Annotated in this window: 11 protein-coding genes; 6 read left to right on the forward strand and 5 right to left on the reverse strand. The window is 63.4% G+C overall.

Annotated elements, in window-relative coordinates; genetic code table 11:
• Positions 1–34: 34 nt before the first annotated feature.
• Together FV139_RS05610 and hexR are read right to left on the reverse strand one after the other, a co-directional pair.
• Complete coding sequence (locus FV139_RS05610) at positions 35–1324, reverse strand: MFS transporter (RefSeq protein WP_148067282.1); 1290 nt, start codon at positions 1322–1324, stop codon at positions 35–37.
• Between the two features lie 129 nt (positions 1325–1453).
• Positions 1454–2293: a transcriptional regulator HexR gene (gene hexR, locus FV139_RS05615; RefSeq protein ID WP_213004033.1), complete on the reverse strand. Its 840-nt coding sequence runs from the start codon at positions 2291–2293 to the stop codon at positions 1454–1456.
• Between the two features lie 290 nt (positions 2294–2583).
• Here hexR and FV139_RS05620 point away from each other — a divergent pair, with 290 nt between their 5' ends.
• The 6 genes from FV139_RS05620 to FV139_RS05645 all read left to right on the forward strand — a co-directional run bounded on the left by FV139_RS05620 (position 2584) and on the right by FV139_RS05645 (position 10632).
• Positions 2584–3204, forward strand: a complete 621-nt coding sequence (locus FV139_RS05620; RefSeq protein WP_213004034.1) for a bifunctional 4-hydroxy-2-oxoglutarate aldolase/2-dehydro-3-deoxy-phosphogluconate aldolase — start codon at positions 2584–2586, stop codon at positions 3202–3204.
• 15 nt (positions 3205–3219) lie between these two features.
• Positions 3220–4239 (forward strand): type I glyceraldehyde-3-phosphate dehydrogenase, encoded by a 1020-nt coding sequence (locus tag FV139_RS05625; RefSeq protein WP_235898558.1) that lies wholly within the window; start codon positions 3220–3222, stop codon positions 4237–4239.
• Positions 4240–5238 (forward strand): type I glyceraldehyde-3-phosphate dehydrogenase, encoded by a 999-nt coding sequence (gap, locus tag FV139_RS05630; RefSeq protein ID WP_148067284.1) that lies wholly within the window; start codon positions 4240–4242, stop codon positions 5236–5238.
• Positions 5239–5249: 11 nt separating this feature from the next.
• Positions 5250–7907, forward strand: a complete 2658-nt coding sequence (gene ppc, locus FV139_RS05635; protein WP_148067285.1) for a phosphoenolpyruvate carboxylase — start codon at positions 5250–5252, stop codon at positions 7905–7907.
• 105 nt (positions 7908–8012) lie between these two features.
• Positions 8013–8585, forward strand: a complete 573-nt coding sequence (locus FV139_RS05640; RefSeq protein ID WP_148067286.1) for a YSC84-related protein — start codon at positions 8013–8015, stop codon at positions 8583–8585.
• A 232-nt stretch (positions 8586–8817) separates the two neighbouring features.
• Entirely contained in the window at positions 8818–10632 is a 1815-nt protein-coding gene (locus FV139_RS05645) for a M2 family metallopeptidase (protein ID WP_187276418.1), read from the forward strand.
• Positions 10633–10656: 24 nt separating this feature from the next.
• Here the strand turns inward: FV139_RS05645 and FV139_RS05650 are convergent, their stop codons facing one another.
• The 3 genes from FV139_RS05650 to FV139_RS05660 form a co-directional block, all read right to left on the reverse strand.
• Positions 10657–13599 carry a hypothetical protein gene (locus tag FV139_RS05650; protein ID WP_148067288.1) on the reverse strand — a complete coding sequence of 981 codons (2943 nt, stop codon included), beginning with the start codon at positions 13597–13599 and terminating at the stop codon, positions 10657–10659.
• 166 nt (positions 13600–13765) lie between these two features.
• Complete coding sequence (locus tag FV139_RS05655) at positions 13766–16510, reverse strand: M1 family metallopeptidase (RefSeq protein WP_148067289.1); 2745 nt, start codon at positions 16508–16510, stop codon at positions 13766–13768.
• 61 nt (positions 16511–16571) lie between these two features.
• Positions 16572–18107, reverse strand: a complete 1536-nt coding sequence (locus FV139_RS05660) for a peptide MFS transporter (RefSeq protein WP_235898559.1) — start codon at positions 18105–18107, stop codon at positions 16572–16574.
• Between the last annotated feature and the right edge of the window lie 103 nt (positions 18108–18210).

Consider the following 18210-nt stretch of genomic DNA (forward strand, 5'->3'; position numbering starts at 1 on the left):
CCGTCTGTGTTGCAGAGGGGGGGCGGCGCCCGGCTTACATCGGGCTCCCCGCGGGGGGGATCTGGTCTGAGGCGGTTTCCTCGGGTTTCAGGTCGCCCACTTCGTCTTCCAGGCCCCGGGGGTCGAGGTCGAAGGCGGTGGGTGCGGCTTCCATGCCAGCGGCGGAGAAAGGTGTTTGTTCTTCCACCGTAACTGCCCGGCGCCGGGTGCACTGGATGCCGACATAGACCGAGAACACGGCGCATAGCCCGGAGGAGGCCCAGAACAGGGCGGCCGGCGTCAGTGCGGTCATCAGTTGTCCCAGTAGCAAGGGAGCGGCCGCGGCAGAGAGCGCATTCAGCATCAACACGGACGTGCCGATCTCCACGAACTCGTGGCTGGCCGAGTTGTCGGCCGCCGTGGCCAGCGAGATGGCGTAAATCGACATGGTGCTGGCGCCAAACATGAACACTGCACCGAGGTGCCAGCTCTGGCCGATACTCCAGGCCACGGCAGCGGCGGTCAGGGTGCCCAGCAGGCACAGGGCCAGCATCACCCGGCGCCGGTCTACCCGGTCAGACAGCCAGCCGATGGGATACTGGAACAGTGCGCCCCCGGCGATGGCGCTGGTGATGAACAGGGTGACGTCGGACAGGGATGTGCCGTAGCGCTGGGCAAATACGGCCCCCAGGGACCAGAAGCCGCCCACCACCAGCCCGGACACAATGGCGCCGGCAAACGCGGCGGGAGAGCGCTGGTAGAGCAGGCTGAAGCGGGTGCGGGTGGATTCCAGGGGTGCCGGAGCCAGGCGGCTGGTCAGCCCCACCGGTACGATGGCCAGGGCCAGGAAGATCGCGGCGAGGGTGAACGGCGTGGCGCTGTCGATGGGGCCGACGTTGATCAGGCTCTGGCCTGCCGCCATGGAGACCAGCACGATAAAGGTATAGATGGCCAGCACCTGGCCCCGGGTTTCGGGCGTGGCCTGGTCATTGAGCCAGCTCTCGATCACGGAGTAGAGGCCGCAGATCATGGCGCCGGTGCTGAAGCGCAGGAGCAGCCAGGCGCCCCAGTTGTCGAGCATCTCCAGGCCCAGCAGGGCGGTGATAAAGATCGCCGTGAGTACGGCAAAGCTGCGGATGTGGCCGACCTTGGCAATGATGCGGGGAATGACCAGGGCGCCGCCCACGAAGCCCAGGAAATAGGCTGAGGCGCTCAGGCCGACCTGGAATTCCGAGAATCCAACGACCGAGCCGCGCAGGGGTAGCAGGGTGATTTGCATGCCGTGCCCGATCAGCAGCAGCGATGTCGAAATCAGCAGGGAAGTGACGGTGAGAAGTGCGCGCATGGTGCAGCCCAATGGTCATGGGGGTGGGTCGTTTCGGGTTGCGCAAAGCGTACTACGAAACGGCCCTCAGGCAACGACCGACTTTTGGTAAATTGCACCAGCTGTGTCGAGCTGTCGGCCGGTTCGGTGTCAGCCGGAGCGGGTCGCAGCCAGGCTGTGTTTGACGGCTTCCAGGTGGTCTGCAAAATCCGCACCCTTGCGCAGGGCAAGGGTGGTCACCAGGGCATCGATGATCACCAGTTGGGCGATGCGCGATGTCATCGGGGTGTACAGGTCGGTATCTTCACCGCAGGCGACCCCCAGTACCATGGAGCAGGCCTTCGCCAGTGGCGAGCCCGGGGCGGTCAGGCCGATCACCTCGGCGCCACTCGGCCGCGCCAGCCTGGCGACCTCGGTGATCGCCCGGGTGCGGCCGGTGTAGGAGATGCACAACAGGCAGTCATCCGGCTGCAGGCTGGCGGTGAGCATGCGCTGGTTGATGATATCGGTATGGGCAACGACCGGGGTTTTGAAGCGCAGCAGCTTGTGCTGGGCATCCAGGGCGACCGACGCCGAGGCACCGAGGCCGCACAGGGCGATGGAGCGGGCCCCATCCAGCGCGTCCACCGCGCGCTCCAGGGTGCTGGTGTCCAACTGGTTGTGGGCGCTGTTGAGACTGGCGTGGGTGGCCTCGAAGATTTTCGCGGCAATGTGGCTGCCGGAATCCCCCGGTTCGATATCGCGCGCCATACTGGGGCGGGCGCGCGCCAGTTCACCCGCCAGTTGCAACTTGAAGTCGGGAAAGCCCCGGGCGCCCATGGCGCGGCAGAATCGATTTACCGTCGGTTCGCTGACCCCGACGGCGGCGGCGAGTCGGGCGATCGGCGTGTTCAGTACTGCTTCCGGGTCGGCCAGCACGTGATCTATCAGCTTGCGTTCGGCCTTGCTGCGTCGCGCTTCGGCATCCCGCATCTCCGCCATCAGGCTCATGATTCATTATTCTCGTCGTAGGCTTGTCTCTAAAATGTAATAAAACAACATAATGATGGCAAGTACCTTTTGCCTGCCGGGACACTTTGGTGGGTGCTTTCCGGGCGGGCGGGGAGAAAAAACTTCGTATTAAGGGGTCTTATAACTTCAGGATATATTTCATTCCCGTGCGCACTGGCCTCATTCTGTTCCGTCTCGCCCTTGCCTTGGTCCGGGTGTTGGGCTACAGTTTTAAAAATGTAATAAAACAACTTTTTGGCGAGGTAGAGAACAGTATGCAGCCATCCGCGATGAAGTCGATTCTGAGTCCCTGCCGGGTGCTCCCGGTGATCACCGTGCTCGATGTCGGGCAGACCGTCACCCTGTCGCGCACCCTGCTGGACAGTGGTATGCCCGCAGTGGAGATTACCCTGCGTACCCCGGCGGCCCTGGAGGCCATTGCCGCCGTGAAAGCTGAAGTCCCCGAACTGCAGATTGCCGCCGGTACCGTCACCAACGCCGCTGAGCTCGATGCGGCCATGAGCGCTGGCGCAGATTTTGCAGTTAGTCCGGGGAGCACGCCTGCCTTGCTCGGCGCGGCGGCGGAGCGTGGGGTGGGGCTGGTGCCCGGTGTCGCCTCTCCCTCGGAGATCATGCTGGGGCTCGACCACGGCCTCGACACCTTCAAGCTGTTCCCCGCCACCGCGTTGGGGGGAATCCCCATGCTCAAGGCCCTGGGTGGGCCGTTCCCGCAGGTGAATTTCTGCCCGACGGGCGGACTCACCCCGGAGAACTTCCGCGACTACCTGGCCCTGCCCAATGTAGTCTGTTGCGGCGGGTCCTGGATGGTGGCACCGGCACTGGTGGAAGCGGGCGACTGGAAGCACATTGCAGCCCTGGCGGCAGACGCCATGGCCTTACACGGCAACTGATACGGAGAATTGACGATGCAACACAAGCCTATCCGCGTCGGGATCATGGGCTTCGGCCAGACCGGCCGCCAGATCTATGACCTGGCCTCCCGCAGTGACGACGTTGAGGTGGTCGCCATTGCCGATATTGGCAAGCCCGATATTCTCCACTACCTGCTGTGCTCCGAAGTGGATGAGCCCGCCCGGCACACCCTGGAGGGTAACTTCCTGGTGAACCCGCGTTTTCGTTCCCGGCTGATGCGCATCGACCAGCCCGCAGAGATGCCCTGGGACATGTTTGGCGTGGACGCGGTTATCGACTCCACCGGTAAATTCCGCGACACCGCCTGCATGCGCGACCACCTGGACAACGGTGCTCCCCGGGTACTGCTGCGCACGCTGCCGCTCGATGGCATTGACCGAATTGTCATTCCGGGTATCAACGGCAGCCAGATCGATACGGCCGACCGCATGATCTCGGCCGGCTCCGCCACCACCACGGCCCTCTGCCTGCTGCTGCATATCCTGTCCCAGCGCTTTGACATCGAGTGCGGCAGCATGACCACCGTACACGCCTACACCTCGGACCAGGCCCTGCAGGATTACGCCGGCTCCGACTTCCGTCGCAGCCGGTCGGCGGCGGAAAATATCATTCCCAACAACCACGAAGCCGGGCTCTGGTTGGGGCACATCCTGCCGGCGATGGACGGCAAGATCACCACCTCCGCCCTCAACGTGCCGATTCACGAGGGCTGCCTGCTGGACCTCAACCTGGTGGTGACGGACGCCTCGGTGACACCGGAAGACATCAACCAGGCGGTGCGCGATGCGGCGGGTGACTACCCCGGTATGGTGGCTGTAGTCGAGGACCCGATTGTCTCCTCCGACGTAATTGGCAATCCCCACTCGCTGCTGTTTGACGCCAAGGGCACCATCAAGGCCGGTGATCACACCATCAAGTGCCTGAGCTGGTACGAAAACCTGGGGCACGCAGCGCGTCTGCTGGACGTGGTGCGCCTCTACGCCGAACTGGACCGCAAGCAGGAGGCCGCGTAAATGAAAGTCGCCATCAATGGATTTGGCCGTATCGGCCGCTCGGTCTTTCGCATCCTCGAGGAGGTGGAAGGGGTGGACGTGGTTGCCATCAACGACCTGTTTGACCCGGATGCCCTGCGTTACCTGCTCAATTACGACACCGTGATGGGGCCGTTCGGCAAGAGCCTGAAACTGGAGGACGGCCATTTCGTGACACCCAAGAGCCGGGTGAAGCTGCTGAGTGAACGCAATCCCGCTGATCTGCCCTGGGCGGAGATGGGGGTGGATGCGGTGGTGGAGTCCACCGGTGTATTTCGCAAGCGTGCGCAACTGGAACAGCATCTCGAAGCCGGGGCCGGGAGGGTGATTCTGACCGTGCCGGCGGCCGATCCGGTGGACTACACCGTGGTGTTGGGGGTAAATGAGGACGGCCTGACCGCCGAACATCGCATCATTTCCAATGCCAGCTGTACCACCAACTGCCTGGCGCCCATGGCGCGAGTTCTCGACGAGGCCTTTGGCATCGAGGAGGGCGTCATCAATACGGTACACGCCTACACCAACGACCAGCGCCTGGCCGATGTACCGCACTCAGACTGGCGCCGCAGCCGGGCCGCCGCCGAAAACATCATTCCCACCTCGACTGGCGCGGCCAAGGCCGTGGGGGAAGTGTTGCCACAACTGAAGGGCAAGCTTCACGGCATCGCGGCCCGGGTGCCGGTGCCGGATGGTTCGGTGGTCGACCTGTTCGTCAAGCTCGGCCGGGAGATCACGGTAGACGAGGTGCACCAGGCGGTGCGTGAGGCTGCCGCCTCGGAGCGCCTGAGCGGGATTCTGCAATTCAGTGACCAGCCCATAGTGTCTTCTGATATTATCGGTAACTCGCACTCCTCGATTTACGATTCCGGGTTCAGCGCCGTAACCGGCGGTCGCTACCTGAGGGTGCTCAATTGGTACGACAATGAATGGGGCTATTCAAGCCGCGTATGTGACCTGCTCTCCCGGGTAGGTAGCTGGTAAGGGAACCGGGTATGGGACCAGTAGAAGTGGAAGAGGGGCAGGCGGACTACAGCGGCTTGCGCAGTAATGTCAGCTTTCTCGGGCGTTTGCTCGGCGAAACCATCGCCGATGCCGAGGGTGCCGAGTTTCTCGAGCTGATCGAAAAGATTCGCGGCCTGTCGAAGACCGCGCGGCTGGCGTCAGGGGATGACGGTGGTGTGGAACGCGAAGAGTTGCTCGGCGTTCTGCGCAACCTGGACAACGCCCAGCTGGTGCCGGTGGCCCGCGCCTTCTGCCAGTTTCTCAACCTGGCCAATATCGCCGACCAGCACCACACGGTCTCGCGTCAGATGGACCCTCTACTGTCGGCTTCCCGCCAGCTGTCCACCACCCTCACCGGGCTGGCGGAGGAGGGGGCTACCCGTGAGCAGATCGTCGAAACTATCGACAAATTGCGGATCGAGCTGGTACTCACTGCCCATCCAACCGAGATCATGCGCCGTACCCTCATCCACAAGCACACCGAGATCGGCCGCTGCCTGTCGCAACTGGAGCTTGGCGGGCTCACCGAGCGTGAGCAGCAGCGCCTGCACGACCGCCTGCGCGAGTTGATCACCCAGATCTGGTACGGCGACGACTTCCGCCTCACCCGGCCCACCCCGGTGGACGAGGCCAAGTGGGGCTTTGCCGTGGTGGAGGACTCCCTGTGGCGGGCCGTGCCTGAATTCCTGCGCCGGCTGGATAGCGCACTGCAGGAGGCCTGCGGCCAGAGCCTGCCGCTGGACGCGGCACCGGTGCAGTTCGTGTCATGGATTGGTGGCGACCGCGACGGCAACCCCAACGTGACCCACAAGGTGACCGACGAGGTGATGTGGCTGAGTCGCTGGCAGGCGACGGATCTCTACCTCAAGGATGTGGAGCAGCTGGTGGAAGAGCTGTCCATGACCAAGTGCAATGAACACCTGCGCGCGCTGTCGGGAGACGCTCACGAACCCTATCGCGAAGTGCTGCGGGAACTGCGCGGCACCTTGCGTAGCCACCTGGCCGATATCGAGGTGGTATTGGCGGACCCGATGCGCAGTGACCTGGCGCCGCTGGATGAGGAAGTCCTGTGGAAGCCGCTCAAGGCCTGCTACGACTCGATGCTCGAATGCGGTATGGGCAGCATCGCCAACGCCGGCCTGCTGGACCTGCTGCGGCGTGTGCGCTGTTTCGGCGTTCACCTGCTGCGCCACGACATCCGCCAGGACAGTGCCCGGCACACCCAGGTGCTGTCGGAACTGACCAGCTACCTTGGCCTGGGGGATTACGCCGAGTGGGATGAGCAGGCCCGCTGCGCCTTTCTCCTGCAGGAGCTGGCGAGCCGTAGGCCACTGATTCCGCCACGCTGGCAACCCTCCGAGGACGCAGCCGAGGTGCTGGCCACCTGTGAAGTGGTCGCGCGCCAGCCCAGGGAAGCGCTGGGAGCCTACGTGATATCCATGGCGCGCCAGGCCTCGGATATCCTCGCGGTGCACCTGCTGTTGCGGGAGACCGGTTGCCCCTTTGAACTGCCGGTGGCCCCCCTGTTCGAAACCCTCGATGACCTGTCGCGCGCGCGTGAGGTGATCAGCAGCCTGCTGGCCAACCCCTGGTACCGTGGCCTCATCGACGGCCGCCTGATGGTCATGATCGGCTACTCCGACTCTGCCAAGGACGCCGGGGTGCTGGCCGCCTCCTGGGCCCAGTACCGGGCGCAGGAGGAATTGCTGGCGGTGTGCGACGAACACAAGGTGAAACTCACCCTGTTTCACGGTCGCGGCGGCACGATTGGCCGCGGCGGGGCGCCCGCCCATGCCGCGTTGCTGTCACAGCCACCGGGAACCCTCGAGAACGGACTGCGGGTCACCGAGCAGGGCGAAATGATCCGCGCCAAGCTCGGCTGGACTGCGCTGGCGGTCAAGACCCTGGCCCTGTACACCACGGCAATCTGTCGCGCCAACCTCTTTACGCCGCCGGCCCCCAGGCCCGAGTGGCGCGAGATCATGGAGTCCCTCTCCGAGGATTCCTGCGAGGCCTATCGCGCGGTGATTCGCGGTGAACCCGAGTTTGTTCCCTATTTCCGTTACGCCACACCGGAACAGGAACTGGCGGGTCTGCCGCTTGGCTCCCGGCCTGCGCGCCGGGCCAAGGGCGGTGGTATCGAGAGCCTGCGCGCCATTCCCTGGATCTTTGCCTGGTCCCAGAACCGGCTCATGCTGCCGGCCTGGCTGGGTGCCGGCAAGGCCCTGCAGCAGGCAATTGATCGCGGTCAGCGCGATGTGCTGGAGGAAATGGCCGCCAACTGGCCCTTCTTTGCTACCCGTCTCTCGATGCTGGAGATGGTATTCGCCAAGGCCGATGTCGGGCTGTCCGCCCACTATGACGACTGCCTGGTGCCAGAGGAATTGCGGCGCATAGGTGAAGATTTGCGCACCCAGCTTGCCAATGACAGTGCCACTGTTCTCGCCTTGCACGGGCTCAGCGCACCGCTGGAGGATTCTCCCTGGATCCGGCAGTCAATCCAGTTGCGCAATATTTACACAGACCCCCTCAACGTCCTGCAGGCGGAACTTCTGCAGCGTCAGCGCGTCGAACCTGAACCGCTGCTGGAGCAGGCGATCATGGTGACCTTTGCCGGTATCGCTGCCGGTATGCGCAATACTGGCTAGCGGTCCAGGCGCAGGTGCGCTTGACCCTGTAACACGCCGCCACCAGAATGCTTGCAGGCCGCTTCGGCGGCCGCACTCCCAATACGAATTACGAGGCTCGCAATTATGAAGAACCTGTTCAAAACCTTTGTCGCCGTGTTGGCTTTTACCATCGGGGGCCAGATGGCATGGGCTGACAGCTACAGTGATGCGATCAAATCGTTCAAGGAAGCGGGAGAGAGCGGGAAATATTTCGATTCCGCCTACGGTTATGCCCTGTTCCCGACGATTGGCAAGGGCGGTATCGGTATCGGTGGTGCCCACGGCAAGGGCAAGGTTTACGTGCAGGGAAATCCAGTGGGTGAGTCCAGCATGACCCAGGTGACCGTCGGCTTCCAGCTGGGTGGCCAGGCCTACAGCCAGATCATCTTTTTCAAGGATCAGCGCGCCTTTGAGGAGTTCACTTCCGGCAACTTTGAATTCAGTGCCCAGGCCACCGCTGTGGCGATTACTGCCGGCGTTTCCGCCGAAGCCAATACTGGCGGCGGCGCTGCCGCTGGCGCCAGCGGCGGCAGCAACAATGCCAAGACCTCCCACGGTGGTTACCGCAAGGGCATGGCCATCTTTACCATTGCCAAGGGTGGCCTGATGTACGAGGCGGCCCTCGGCGGCCAGAAGTTCAGCTACTCGCCCCTCTAACAGACACTGCACAGGCGCTGCCCGCGCAGGCGGGCCAGCGTCGCCAGATCACACTGCCGCCCCGGTACCTGCCGGCTGGCGGCAGTGTTGTTTCTGGCACCTGGATTCTGCCCCTCACACTTGATGACTTCGGCCTGTTATCCGTTATACGGGGGTCCGGCCGCTTCCTGCCGCCCTGTTGCGGCGGCCCCCTTTGATGCGGCCTAGCAAATTCGATAACAGGAGAGACAGAATGCTCAAGGCAGCATACGGCCGAGCTATTGCCCCGCTGGCACTGGCAGTGGCGACCAGCACATTTGCCGCGCCCGCCACCGAACCGGAGGTGAGAGAGTTCATCGACAGCGCCGGTGCGCGCGCCGGTGAACTCGGGGTAAAAGCCACTCGTGCAGAGTGGGTATTTCAGAATTTCATTACCCACGATACTCAGCAAATGGCGGTGGAAGCCAGCAAGGCCCTGACTACCGAGGGTGGTAGCAACGCCCGCGAAGCCCGTGATTACCTGGCGTCCCCCGGCCTGTCACCGGCCACCCGCCGCGATCTCGAGCTGATCCGGCATAGCGTTTCCGTACCGTCGCCGGCGGATGCCCGGAGCATTGCGGAGCTGGTGGAGATCGGAGCCGAGCTCAAAAGCATTTACGCCACCGGCAAGTACTGCGCTGAGGACGGTGAGTGCAGCGTATTGCGGGACATGGAGCTGCGTATGGCCAACAGCCGGGATTCCGACGAGCTGCTGGAACTGTGGCAGGGCTGGCGCCAGGTGTCGCCTCCGATGCGCGACCTCTATTCGCGGCAGGTGGAGCTGGCCAACAAAGGAGCCCGCGACCTTGGCTATGTGGACCTGGGGGATTACTGGCGCAGTCGTTACGACATGAGCGGCGAGGCTTTCTCTGCCGATATGGAACGTTACTGGCAGGAGGCCAAGCCACTGTACGAGGCGCTGCAATGCCATGTCCGGGATCGCCTGGAGGCGTTCTACGGTGAAGCGGTAATGCCCGACGACGGCACTATCCCCGCGCACTTGCTCGGCAATATGTGGGCCCAGGGCTGGTCCAACATCGAGGACGTGGTGATGGAGGGAGCTTTCGAGGCGCCCTATGACCTGACCCGTATCCTCGAAGAGCGCGAGATGGACGAGGAGGCCATGGTGAAAATGGCCGAGGGTTTCTTCACCTCGCTGGGCCTGGAGCCGTTGCCGGAGACCTTCTGGGAGCGTTCTCTGTTCACCCGCCCCGAAGATCGCGACGTCGTCTGCCATGCCAGCGCCTGGGACGTGGACGCCAAAGACGACCTGCGGATCAAAATGTGTATCCAGCGCACCGGGGAGGAAGTCCGGGTGGTGCACCACGAGTTGGGTCACAACTACTACCAGCGCGCCTACAACGAGCAGCCCTATTACTACCGTGGCTCTGCCAACGCCGGTTTTCACGAGGCGCTGGGGGATGCGATCGCGCTGTCGGTCACTCCGGCCTACCTGGTGGAGCTCGGCCTGCTGGACCAGTTACCCGAGACCAGCGAAGCCAACACCATCGCCCAGTTGATGAACCTGGCCCTGGACAAGGTGGCCTTCCTGCCCTTTGGCTACATCATGGACAAGTGGCGCTGGCAGGTGTTTGCCGGCGAACTGACCCCCGAGGAATATAATGCGGGCTGGTGGAAGTTGCGGCGGGAGTACCAGGGTATCTCGAGCCCGGTTGCCCGCGGCGCAGATGCATTCGATCCCGGTGCCAAGTACCACATCCCCGCCAACGTTTCCTACAGCCGCTATTTCCAGGCCCACCTGTTGCAGTTCCAGTTCCATCGCGAGATGTGCGAGAAGGCCGGGTTCAAGGGGCCGTTGTACGCCTGCTCTGCCTACGGCAGCAAAGCGGCGGGTGAGGCCCTGAACGCCATGCTCAGCGCAGGCAGGAGCGTGCCCTGGCAGCAGACCCTCGCGGACTTCACCGGCAAGGACGATGTCGATGTCTCTGCCATGCTGGAATATTTTGCTCCGCTCAAGTCCTGGCTGGACGAGCAGAACCGCGGGCGGCAGTGCGGCTGGGAGGCCTGAGCCCCTCATCCGGGTGTCACCCCTTTAGATAAACTCCAGAAGCAGCGTGATGGCTGCCATGGTAGCCATCGTGCAGATGCCGGCACCCAGCGCCAGCGGGTGCCGGTTCTCGATGAGGCGAACCAGCAGCCCGCGGCGATCGCTGCGGGCTCCCCGCTCGACGACGGGAACCGCCAGGCGCTGGAGCGCGTCGGTGTCGAATGCCGGCAGATAGCGCGGACCGGAGTAGACGAGGACATCGTCGATCATCAGGAACCAGCCCCGGTAGCGGATGCGGGCTTCGCTGCCGATGTGGTAGGTCCCGCGGTGATCCACCAGTAGCAGGCGGTCGTCCAGTACCCCGATGTGGCCGATGCGACTGCGAATGTACAGCCACAGGCTCAGGGCCGGGCCCCCGAGTAACAGCATCAGGGCGGCCAGGGTCGAGGTATCTACCTGCACGACCACGGCCAGCACCAGCACAAGGCAGGTGAGCGACAGGTAGAGTCGCGCCCAGCGTCGCAGGCGCGCTTCGCGGTTGGCAGCGTGGGGAATCCAGCTGGCCTCCTTGCCAATGCTGTCGATAGGTTCTGCGCCGCGCAGCCCCTCGGGTTTGAAGGCAATCTGCCTCAGGTCCTGGTACCAGGCCATCAGGCTGCAAGCGATGAACGCGAGCCAGGCGAGGCTCTGCAGGCCCTGGGTAATGAAGGTGTGCTGTTGCAGGGCGAATTCACGGGATTCGATTTCCTCCGTGAGCAGGTCGGAACTGAAATCAACTTCCGGTGCGCCCTCGGCGCTGAAGCGGACGATCTCCCTTCTGCCAGGGTCCAGTACCAGCAGTTTCTCTCCCCAGGTCAACAACTGCTGTGGATGGAAGCCCGCGGGTAGTGGCAGTTCCCGTTCAAATCCGAAGCGCTGGTCAAACTGGTACAAGCCGCGTTCACCGGTTTCCGGATTGGCGAGTACCACCCACCAGTGGCTGCTGTTGCTGGTGAGCCCGGTGACCTGCTCCCGGCCCGCCTCCAGCGCCTGGGGGGCGAGCAGGATGATTTCGTCCAGCTGCGCGCCGAGGGCGTCGTCCTCGTAACGCAGTACGCTGAGCGCCGGGCCCTCGGCGCTAGCGACATAGAGTAGCCCGTCTCTCGGTTGCAGCCCGGGGTACTGGCCAAAGTCATGGGTTACCTCGGCCTGCACTGCGCCCTCGGGATCCAGTTTCCGCAGGCGCCATGGCTCCGGTATCGCTTGCAGCATCATGCCGCTGAAGGGGTGAACTGCAAAAACTGCCGGCAGTGCCGCCTGGGGGCCATGCGGCTGGCACTCTCCAGCTGCCAGCCGACAGCGCCACAGGCCGCGCTCGCCCGGTTCCCCGTTTTCGCCGGGTAGCGAGCGGGCGAGCAGGAAGTGACTTTCCCCGTCCGCGCCCATACTGACCTGCTCAACCTCTGCCAGCCCCAGTGATTGCAGAGGCAGTCGTTCGCTGCCTACCCCGGAGCGATCGTGGAGCAGCAGCTCCTCCGGCAATGCCAGAATCAGGCCTCCGTCCGCCCGTGACGCAATCGCGGTAGCTCCCGTAGGCGCTGGCGGCGGGTGCAGGACCTGACCCACTATGATGGTGACGATCATCAGGACCAGCGACAGGACACTACCAGCCAGGTAGCGCCTGGCGAGAACCCGGGCACGTTGCGGACGCTCCCGCAACGTCGTGGTGACCCGGAAGGGGCTCAGGGCGTAGAGATTGGGTGTCGCGCTGCGGGGCCTCTGTTTTGCCCTGTTGCCCGCATCTGATGTCGGGTGCTCTGCCTTGGCGCTCTCTGCGGCGTCGCGTTCTGCGCTCGCTTTACCCGCAGCCTCCGCTGCTTTGCGCTCCGCTTCGGCCTCGCGTTTTGCCTCCGCGGCTTTGCGTTCAGCTTCTGCTTTACGCTCGGCTTCGGCCTGAGCCTTCTCCGCGGCTTTGCGTTCAGCTTCTGCTTTACGCTCGGCTTCGGCCCGAGCCTTCTCCGCGGCCCTGCGTTCCGCTTCGGCTTTGCGCTCGGCCTCTTCCCGAGCTTTCTCCGCGGCCCTGCGTTCCGCTTCGGCTTTGCGCTCGGCTTCGGCCCGAGCCTTCTCCGCGGCTTTGCGTTCCGCTTCGGCTTTGCGCTCGGCTTCGGCCCGGGCTTTCTCCGCGGCTTTGCGTTCAGCTTCGGCCTTGCGCTCGGCCTCGGCCCTGGCTTCTTCCACAGCTTTCTGTTCTGCGGCGGCCCGACGCTGTGCCTCCGCCTCGGCCTGGCGGGCAGCCTTGCGTTCCGCCGCAGCCCGTCGCCTGGCCTCGGCCCTGTTTCGCCGTTCCGCCTTGCGCTTTTCCGCGGCTTCCTGCCGGGCCGCTGCCCTGGCCTCCTGTTCTGCCTTGCGGGCCGCGGCGGCCTCTGCCGCCAGACGAGCCTTTTCTTTCTCTGCCAGCGCTTTTTCCTGCGCCAGCCGGGCGCGGTCAGCGGCCTCGCGCTCCTCGGCCAATTTGCGTTCAAGGGCGTGAGCGCGCTCGCGGGCTTCGGCCTTGAGGCGCTCGCTGTTCTCTGCTTCGCGGGCTTTCGCGGCTGCAGCGGCCGCTTCGGCCCTGGCATCAGATGAGCGTTGAGCCGGGGCCTGGGCGGCGGAACTCACCGCCCATTTCTGGTCGATATGATCGCCCTCGCGGTGGACCATGCCCTCTCGCTGCAAAGCGCGGAGGTTGCGGTTGGCAGGCTTTGCCGGCGGCGGGGTAGCCGGGCTGGTTTTTGGGGTGTCATCGCGAACCAGCTGGGTATTGGCGCCGATGACGTAGAGCTTGTGGTAGAGATCTGCGGCGGTTTTACGGTCGAGATCCTGGCGCAGGGTAACCGCTTCGCCAGTAAAACAGGCATCGACCGCGGCAGGATCCTCGATGCCCAGTATTTCAGCGAACTGGCGTTTTACTTTCTCCGGGTCACGTCCCGGTTGGATCTCTCCATGGAACGTGAGGTTGAATAGATGCACCTCGCCCCGCAAGCCCCTGATGTCGTTATTAATAGGCTGAAAATGTACGGGCTTTTGCCCGGCTTGGCCAGCGGGAATGGCACGACTCTCGCTTTAGTCTGGTCCGGCCAGGTGAGGTCCGGCAGGTGAGGCCCGGCCGGGGGTGGCCCGGCCGGGCTCGGTCAGTTCAACCTGCGTTGTTCGGGCGGTGCAACTCGGCGAAGGTGGCGCAGAGCCGGATGGTCTCCAGGCTGTTGGCGAGGTAGCGGGGGCCGGACTCGAGGCTGTCGATGATCGGGGCAAAAGCCGCCTCCACTTTGGCGGCATCCTCCAGCGAACAGAACTCGTCGAAGTAGGCGGGCAACTGCCCCTTGCGCCAGCTGTCCATGCGACCCAGCACGCCGTCCATGTTGGCGCTTACCCAGTCGAACAGGGCATCGCGGGTTTGTGCGTGGGCCATCTGGCTGCCGAGAATGTCGAAGATCTCATTGTCGCGCAGCTCGGGTGACAGGATTTTCTCGCGCATCGCCGCAGCCACTTCGGGGTCGGTACTCCAGGCCATGGCGCCGAGCAGGTATTCCCGCAACAGGGCATTGTCGGAGGCCTGAAAGTGTTTCCACAACAGGTCGGTAAAGGCCTTGCCGTGGGCTTCGACACCGGCGAGCAGGGCGATGTAGCGGATATTGGTGTCGATGGCGTCGGGGTGTAATTCCTCATCGCCTCCAAAGCCGGTAAATGACTCGCCGGCAGACACCAGGCGGGCGTGGATCTCAGGGTCTTCCGCTCCCAGGCCGAGGGTGGATAGCATCAGCATGCGGAACTGCTGCTGATCCTGTGTGGGTTCCTCCAGCTTTTCCAACTCGGCAAGTACCGGCCGATACCAGTCGCGCATGCGCGCCAGCAGGGCGTCGCGATCCGCGCCGGTTAATACATGCTCCTTGAGCTTGTACAAGTCCGCGCGCGGCGCGATGGCCACTCGCCAGGAGTCAGCCCGGGTGAGCGGCCCCACGGATTCCAGGTAACTGGCCAGGGTCAGGCTGCCGTTATTGAGGGCGGCACTCATGCTTCCCGCAACGGAAATCTGTTCGCTGGTATTCAACTCGTCGAAGCGCGCCAACAGCGACTGCCACTGTTCCGGCGGCAGTGACCAGCGGTAGTAGCTGGCCCCACCGGTGTTGGGCAGGACGGCTTCGGGACACTGTTCTCCCACCAGCGGGACGGTCTGTGTGGCCTCCTTCAACAGGAAGCACTGGCTGTCCTCGCCTTCACCCGACAGGCTGCTGACACAAGCCGGCACGATCCAGGTCTGGTCGGTGGAGCCCTCGGAACCCGCGGGCAGGTAGCGCTGCTGGCTGATGCTCAACTGCGGTCCCGCCTCACCGCACTGCAACTCGGTGGCCAGTATCGGCAGCCCGGGTTGCTCGATGTAACTGCGGAAGGCAGCCCGCAGGTCGGTACCGTTGACCTGGGGATTGGCATCGGCGATGGCGCCGATGAAGTCCTCGGCGGTGGTGTTCTGGAAGGCGAATGCCTGCATGTAGTGACGGATGCCATCGCGGAATGAGTCTGTACCGAGGAAGGCTTCGAACATGGACAAGACGCCGCCACCTTTCTGGTAGGTGATGCCGTTGAATGCCGAGCCGATGTCTTCGTGGCGGTTAATCGGTTCGCGAATCTGGCGCGCACTGGCCAGGCTGTCGTTGACCATCACGTTGGCGCTGCTGTTGAGCAGAGACTCGCGGTAGTGCTGGTCCGGGTACAGGCTGTCCAGGATGATGTAGGAGTTCCAGGTGGCGAATGACTCGTTGAGCCAGATATCGTCCCACCACATGGGAGTGACGAGGTTACCGAACCACTGGTGTGCCAGTTCGTGGGCGTGGGTGGAGAAGAACCCGCGTTTCTGGCTGACCGGGGCGTTGTCGTCCAGCAGGATCAGCTGTTCGCGGTAGGTAATGGCCCCGGCATTTTCCATGGCCCCGGCGGAAAAGTCAGGCACCGCGATAATGTCCAGCTTGGCGTAAGGGTAGGGCGTGGCGAAGTAGTCCTCCATCGCTTCCACGATAGGCGCTGTGTTCTCCAGAGCGTAGCGGATCTCCTCACCCTTGCCACGGGTGGTGATGCCGCGTAGCGGGATGGGCTGTTCGCGGCCCGCACCCGCTGGAATCGGCTGGTAGTCCACCACGTCGAAGGGCCCTACAGCGAAGGCGATCAGGTAGGTGGGCAGGGGCTTGGTGGTGGCGTAGGTGATCGTCCGGGTACCGTTGCCATTGTCGATCATCGCGGTTTCCGGCGTGTTGGTGACGGCCACGTCGTTTGCCGGCACCGTGAGCCGGATATCAAACGGTACCTTGAAGGCGGGCTCGTCGAAGGACGGGAAGGCCAGGCGTGCCGAGGTGGCCTCGAACTGGGTGAACGCGTAGCTTTCGCCCCCGCTTTCCACCTTGTACAGGCCTTCCAGGTTGGTGTTGAAAGGCGCGGTGTAGTCAAAGTGCAGGCGCGCTTTCATGCCGGTCAGGAGTTGCGTTGCGGTGACCCTGGCCGTGCCGGAGGGTAGTACCTGCTCCCAGCTCAATTCCACGACGCTACCGTCTTCCAGGGTAGCACTGGCGCTGCTGACGTCGAGCCCGTTGCCGTGCATCCAGAAGTATTCCAGCGGCTGCTGAAGCAAGACCTCGATCTCGACACTACCGCTGAAACGCTCCTCGCGAGGGTCGATGGTGAGGGCAAGATCATAGTGGCGCGGCTGCACATCCTCGGGCAGTCGGGCAGAAGGGGCCTCGGTGGGGTAGGGAGCAGCCGGTTCACTTGCAACCTCGACATCGACTTGCCGGGTTACGGTCTGCTCTTCCTTCGGTTCCGGTGCTTTATTGCAGGCACTCAACAGGGAGAGGGTGCCTAGCAGCGCGCAAATCATCAAACGGCGGGTCTTCATACTGTTCACCTGGGGGGGAGAATGGCGCGAAACCGGGACTGGACTTCGCGCCGGGGTGGAATCAGGGAGTATCGGTAGCCACGGCCACCGGGGTGACTTCCTCGGAATGCTCCCAGCGTTTTGCCCGCAGGCTGATCAGCGCAATGATGATACCGATACCGATGCTGAACAGGCTGATCTGCAGGTAGAGGTTGGGCAGTTCGCTGACGTTATTGGGGTCGAAGTTACCCGCCAACAGGCCGGAGATGATGTTGCCGATGGAGTAGGTGAGTACAAAGACGCCCATCATCTGGCCGGCGAAGCGCTTGGGTGACAGTTTGCTGACCGCCGACAGGGCGACCGGGCTCAGGCAGAGCTCGCCCACCGTGTGCAGGAAGTAGGTTGTAATCAGCCAGTAGGGCGCGACCTTCAGACCCTGGGCGGCGTACTGGGCGGCGAAGAACATCACAATAAAGCCACTCGCCATGATGATCAGGCCGATCGCGCACTTCATGCCGTAGGAGGGGGAGATCATGCGCTTGCCGAGGTTGATCCACAGGGCGGCGAAGAAGGGCGAGAGAATCACGATAAACATCGGGTTCACGTTCTGGAACCAGGACGCGGGCAGTTCGAAAGAGCCGATCAGCCGGTCGGTGTAGTCGCGGCCAAACAGGTTCAGGGACGAGCCCGCCTGCTCGAATCCTGACCAGAAACAGGCGGACGCAATGCACACCAGGAACAGGGCCCACAGCTTTTTCTTCTCGGCGTCGTTGAGGTCGCCCATGAAGTAGATAAAGCCGTAGTAAGCGAAAAAGATCAGGGTGAAGGCGATGGCAGTGTACTGGGCCAGGGCTACAGCGTTGATGGTGATGGTGCCGCTCAGGGCCAGTCCGGTAACCACGGCTACCGCGGCCACCACGGCCCAGATGCCGGTCCAGGCCTTGCGGGCGCCCGCCGGAGTCATGGGAATTTCCGGCTCCAGGCTGGCACCGCCGAGATTGCCGATGGTGCGACGGTACTGCACCAGGCCGACAGCCATGCCGACCGCGGCAGCGCCGAAGCCCCAGTGCCAGCCGATGTTCTCACCGAAGTAACCGCAAATGGTGTAGCCGAGGACCGAGCCGATGTTGATACCCATGTAGTAGAGGGCGTAGCCGCCGTCCCGGCGCACGTCTTCTTCGGAATAGAGTTGGCCTACCAGGGCGCTGATGTTGGGCTTGAGCAGGCCGGTGCCCGAGGCCACCAGAATCAGGCCGATAAAGAAGGTACTGTCATTGGGGATCGCCAGCACGATGTGGCCGCACATGATCACCACCCCACCCCAGAAAACCGTACGTTGCCCCCCCAGCAGGCGGTCGGCAATCCAGCCCCCCGGCAGGCCCAGGAAGTACACCGAGCCGGTGTACAGGCCGTAGATGGCGGTGGCGGTGGCCACGGTGAAGGCCAGGCCTTCCTGCTGCACGCTGGCGGTCATGAACAACACCAGCAGTGCGCGCATGCCGTAGTAGCTCATGCGCTCCCACATTTCGGTGAAGAACAGGGTGGAAAGGCCTTTGGGGTGGCCAAAGAAGCCGCTGTCCATGGGGGTGCCCACGGCGCTGGTTGTCGCATTTGTCATGCTGTGCTGATCCTTTGATTGATAGAGCCTGGCTTGTGGCCGGTGGCGTCATTATAGGGATTATCGGGTTATGACGAAAAAGTGACCGTTTTCCTCAACTTTA

It is taken from the genome of Parahaliea maris, assembly GCF_008064665.1.
GTDB lineage: Bacteria > Pseudomonadota > Gammaproteobacteria > Pseudomonadales > Halieaceae > Parahaliea > Parahaliea maris.

Bases quoted from the DNA above. Each gene is read 5' to 3' on its own strand.
- ppc (WP_148067285.1), top strand. From the start codon at position 5,250: ATGGGACCAGTAGAAGTGGAAGAGGGGCAGGCGGACTACAGCGGCTTG.
- hexR (WP_213004033.1), bottom strand. From the start codon at position 2,293: ATGAGCCTGATGGCGGAGATGCGGGATGCCGAAGCGCGACGCAGCAAG.
- gap (WP_148067284.1), top strand. From the start codon at position 4,240: ATGAAAGTCGCCATCAATGGATTTGGCCGTATCGGCCGCTCGGTCTTT.
- FV139_RS05640 (WP_148067286.1), top strand. From the start codon at position 8,013: ATGAAGAACCTGTTCAAAACCTTTGTCGCCGTGTTGGCTTTTACCATC.
- FV139_RS05660 (WP_235898559.1), bottom strand. From the start codon at position 18,107: ATGACAAATGCGACAACCAGCGCCGTGGGCACCCCCATGGACAGCGGC.
- FV139_RS05610 (WP_148067282.1), bottom strand. From the start codon at position 1,324: ATGCGCGCACTTCTCACCGTCACTTCCCTGCTGATTTCGACATCGCTG.
- FV139_RS05645 (WP_187276418.1), top strand. From the start codon at position 8,818: ATGCTCAAGGCAGCATACGGCCGAGCTATTGCCCCGCTGGCACTGGCA.
- FV139_RS05655 (WP_148067289.1), bottom strand. From the start codon at position 16,510: ATGAAGACCCGCCGTTTGATGATTTGCGCGCTGCTAGGCACCCTCTCC.
- FV139_RS05625 (WP_235898558.1), top strand. From the start codon at position 3,220: ATGCAACACAAGCCTATCCGCGTCGGGATCATGGGCTTCGGCCAGACC.
- FV139_RS05620 (WP_213004034.1), top strand. From the start codon at position 2,584: ATGAAGTCGATTCTGAGTCCCTGCCGGGTGCTCCCGGTGATCACCGTG.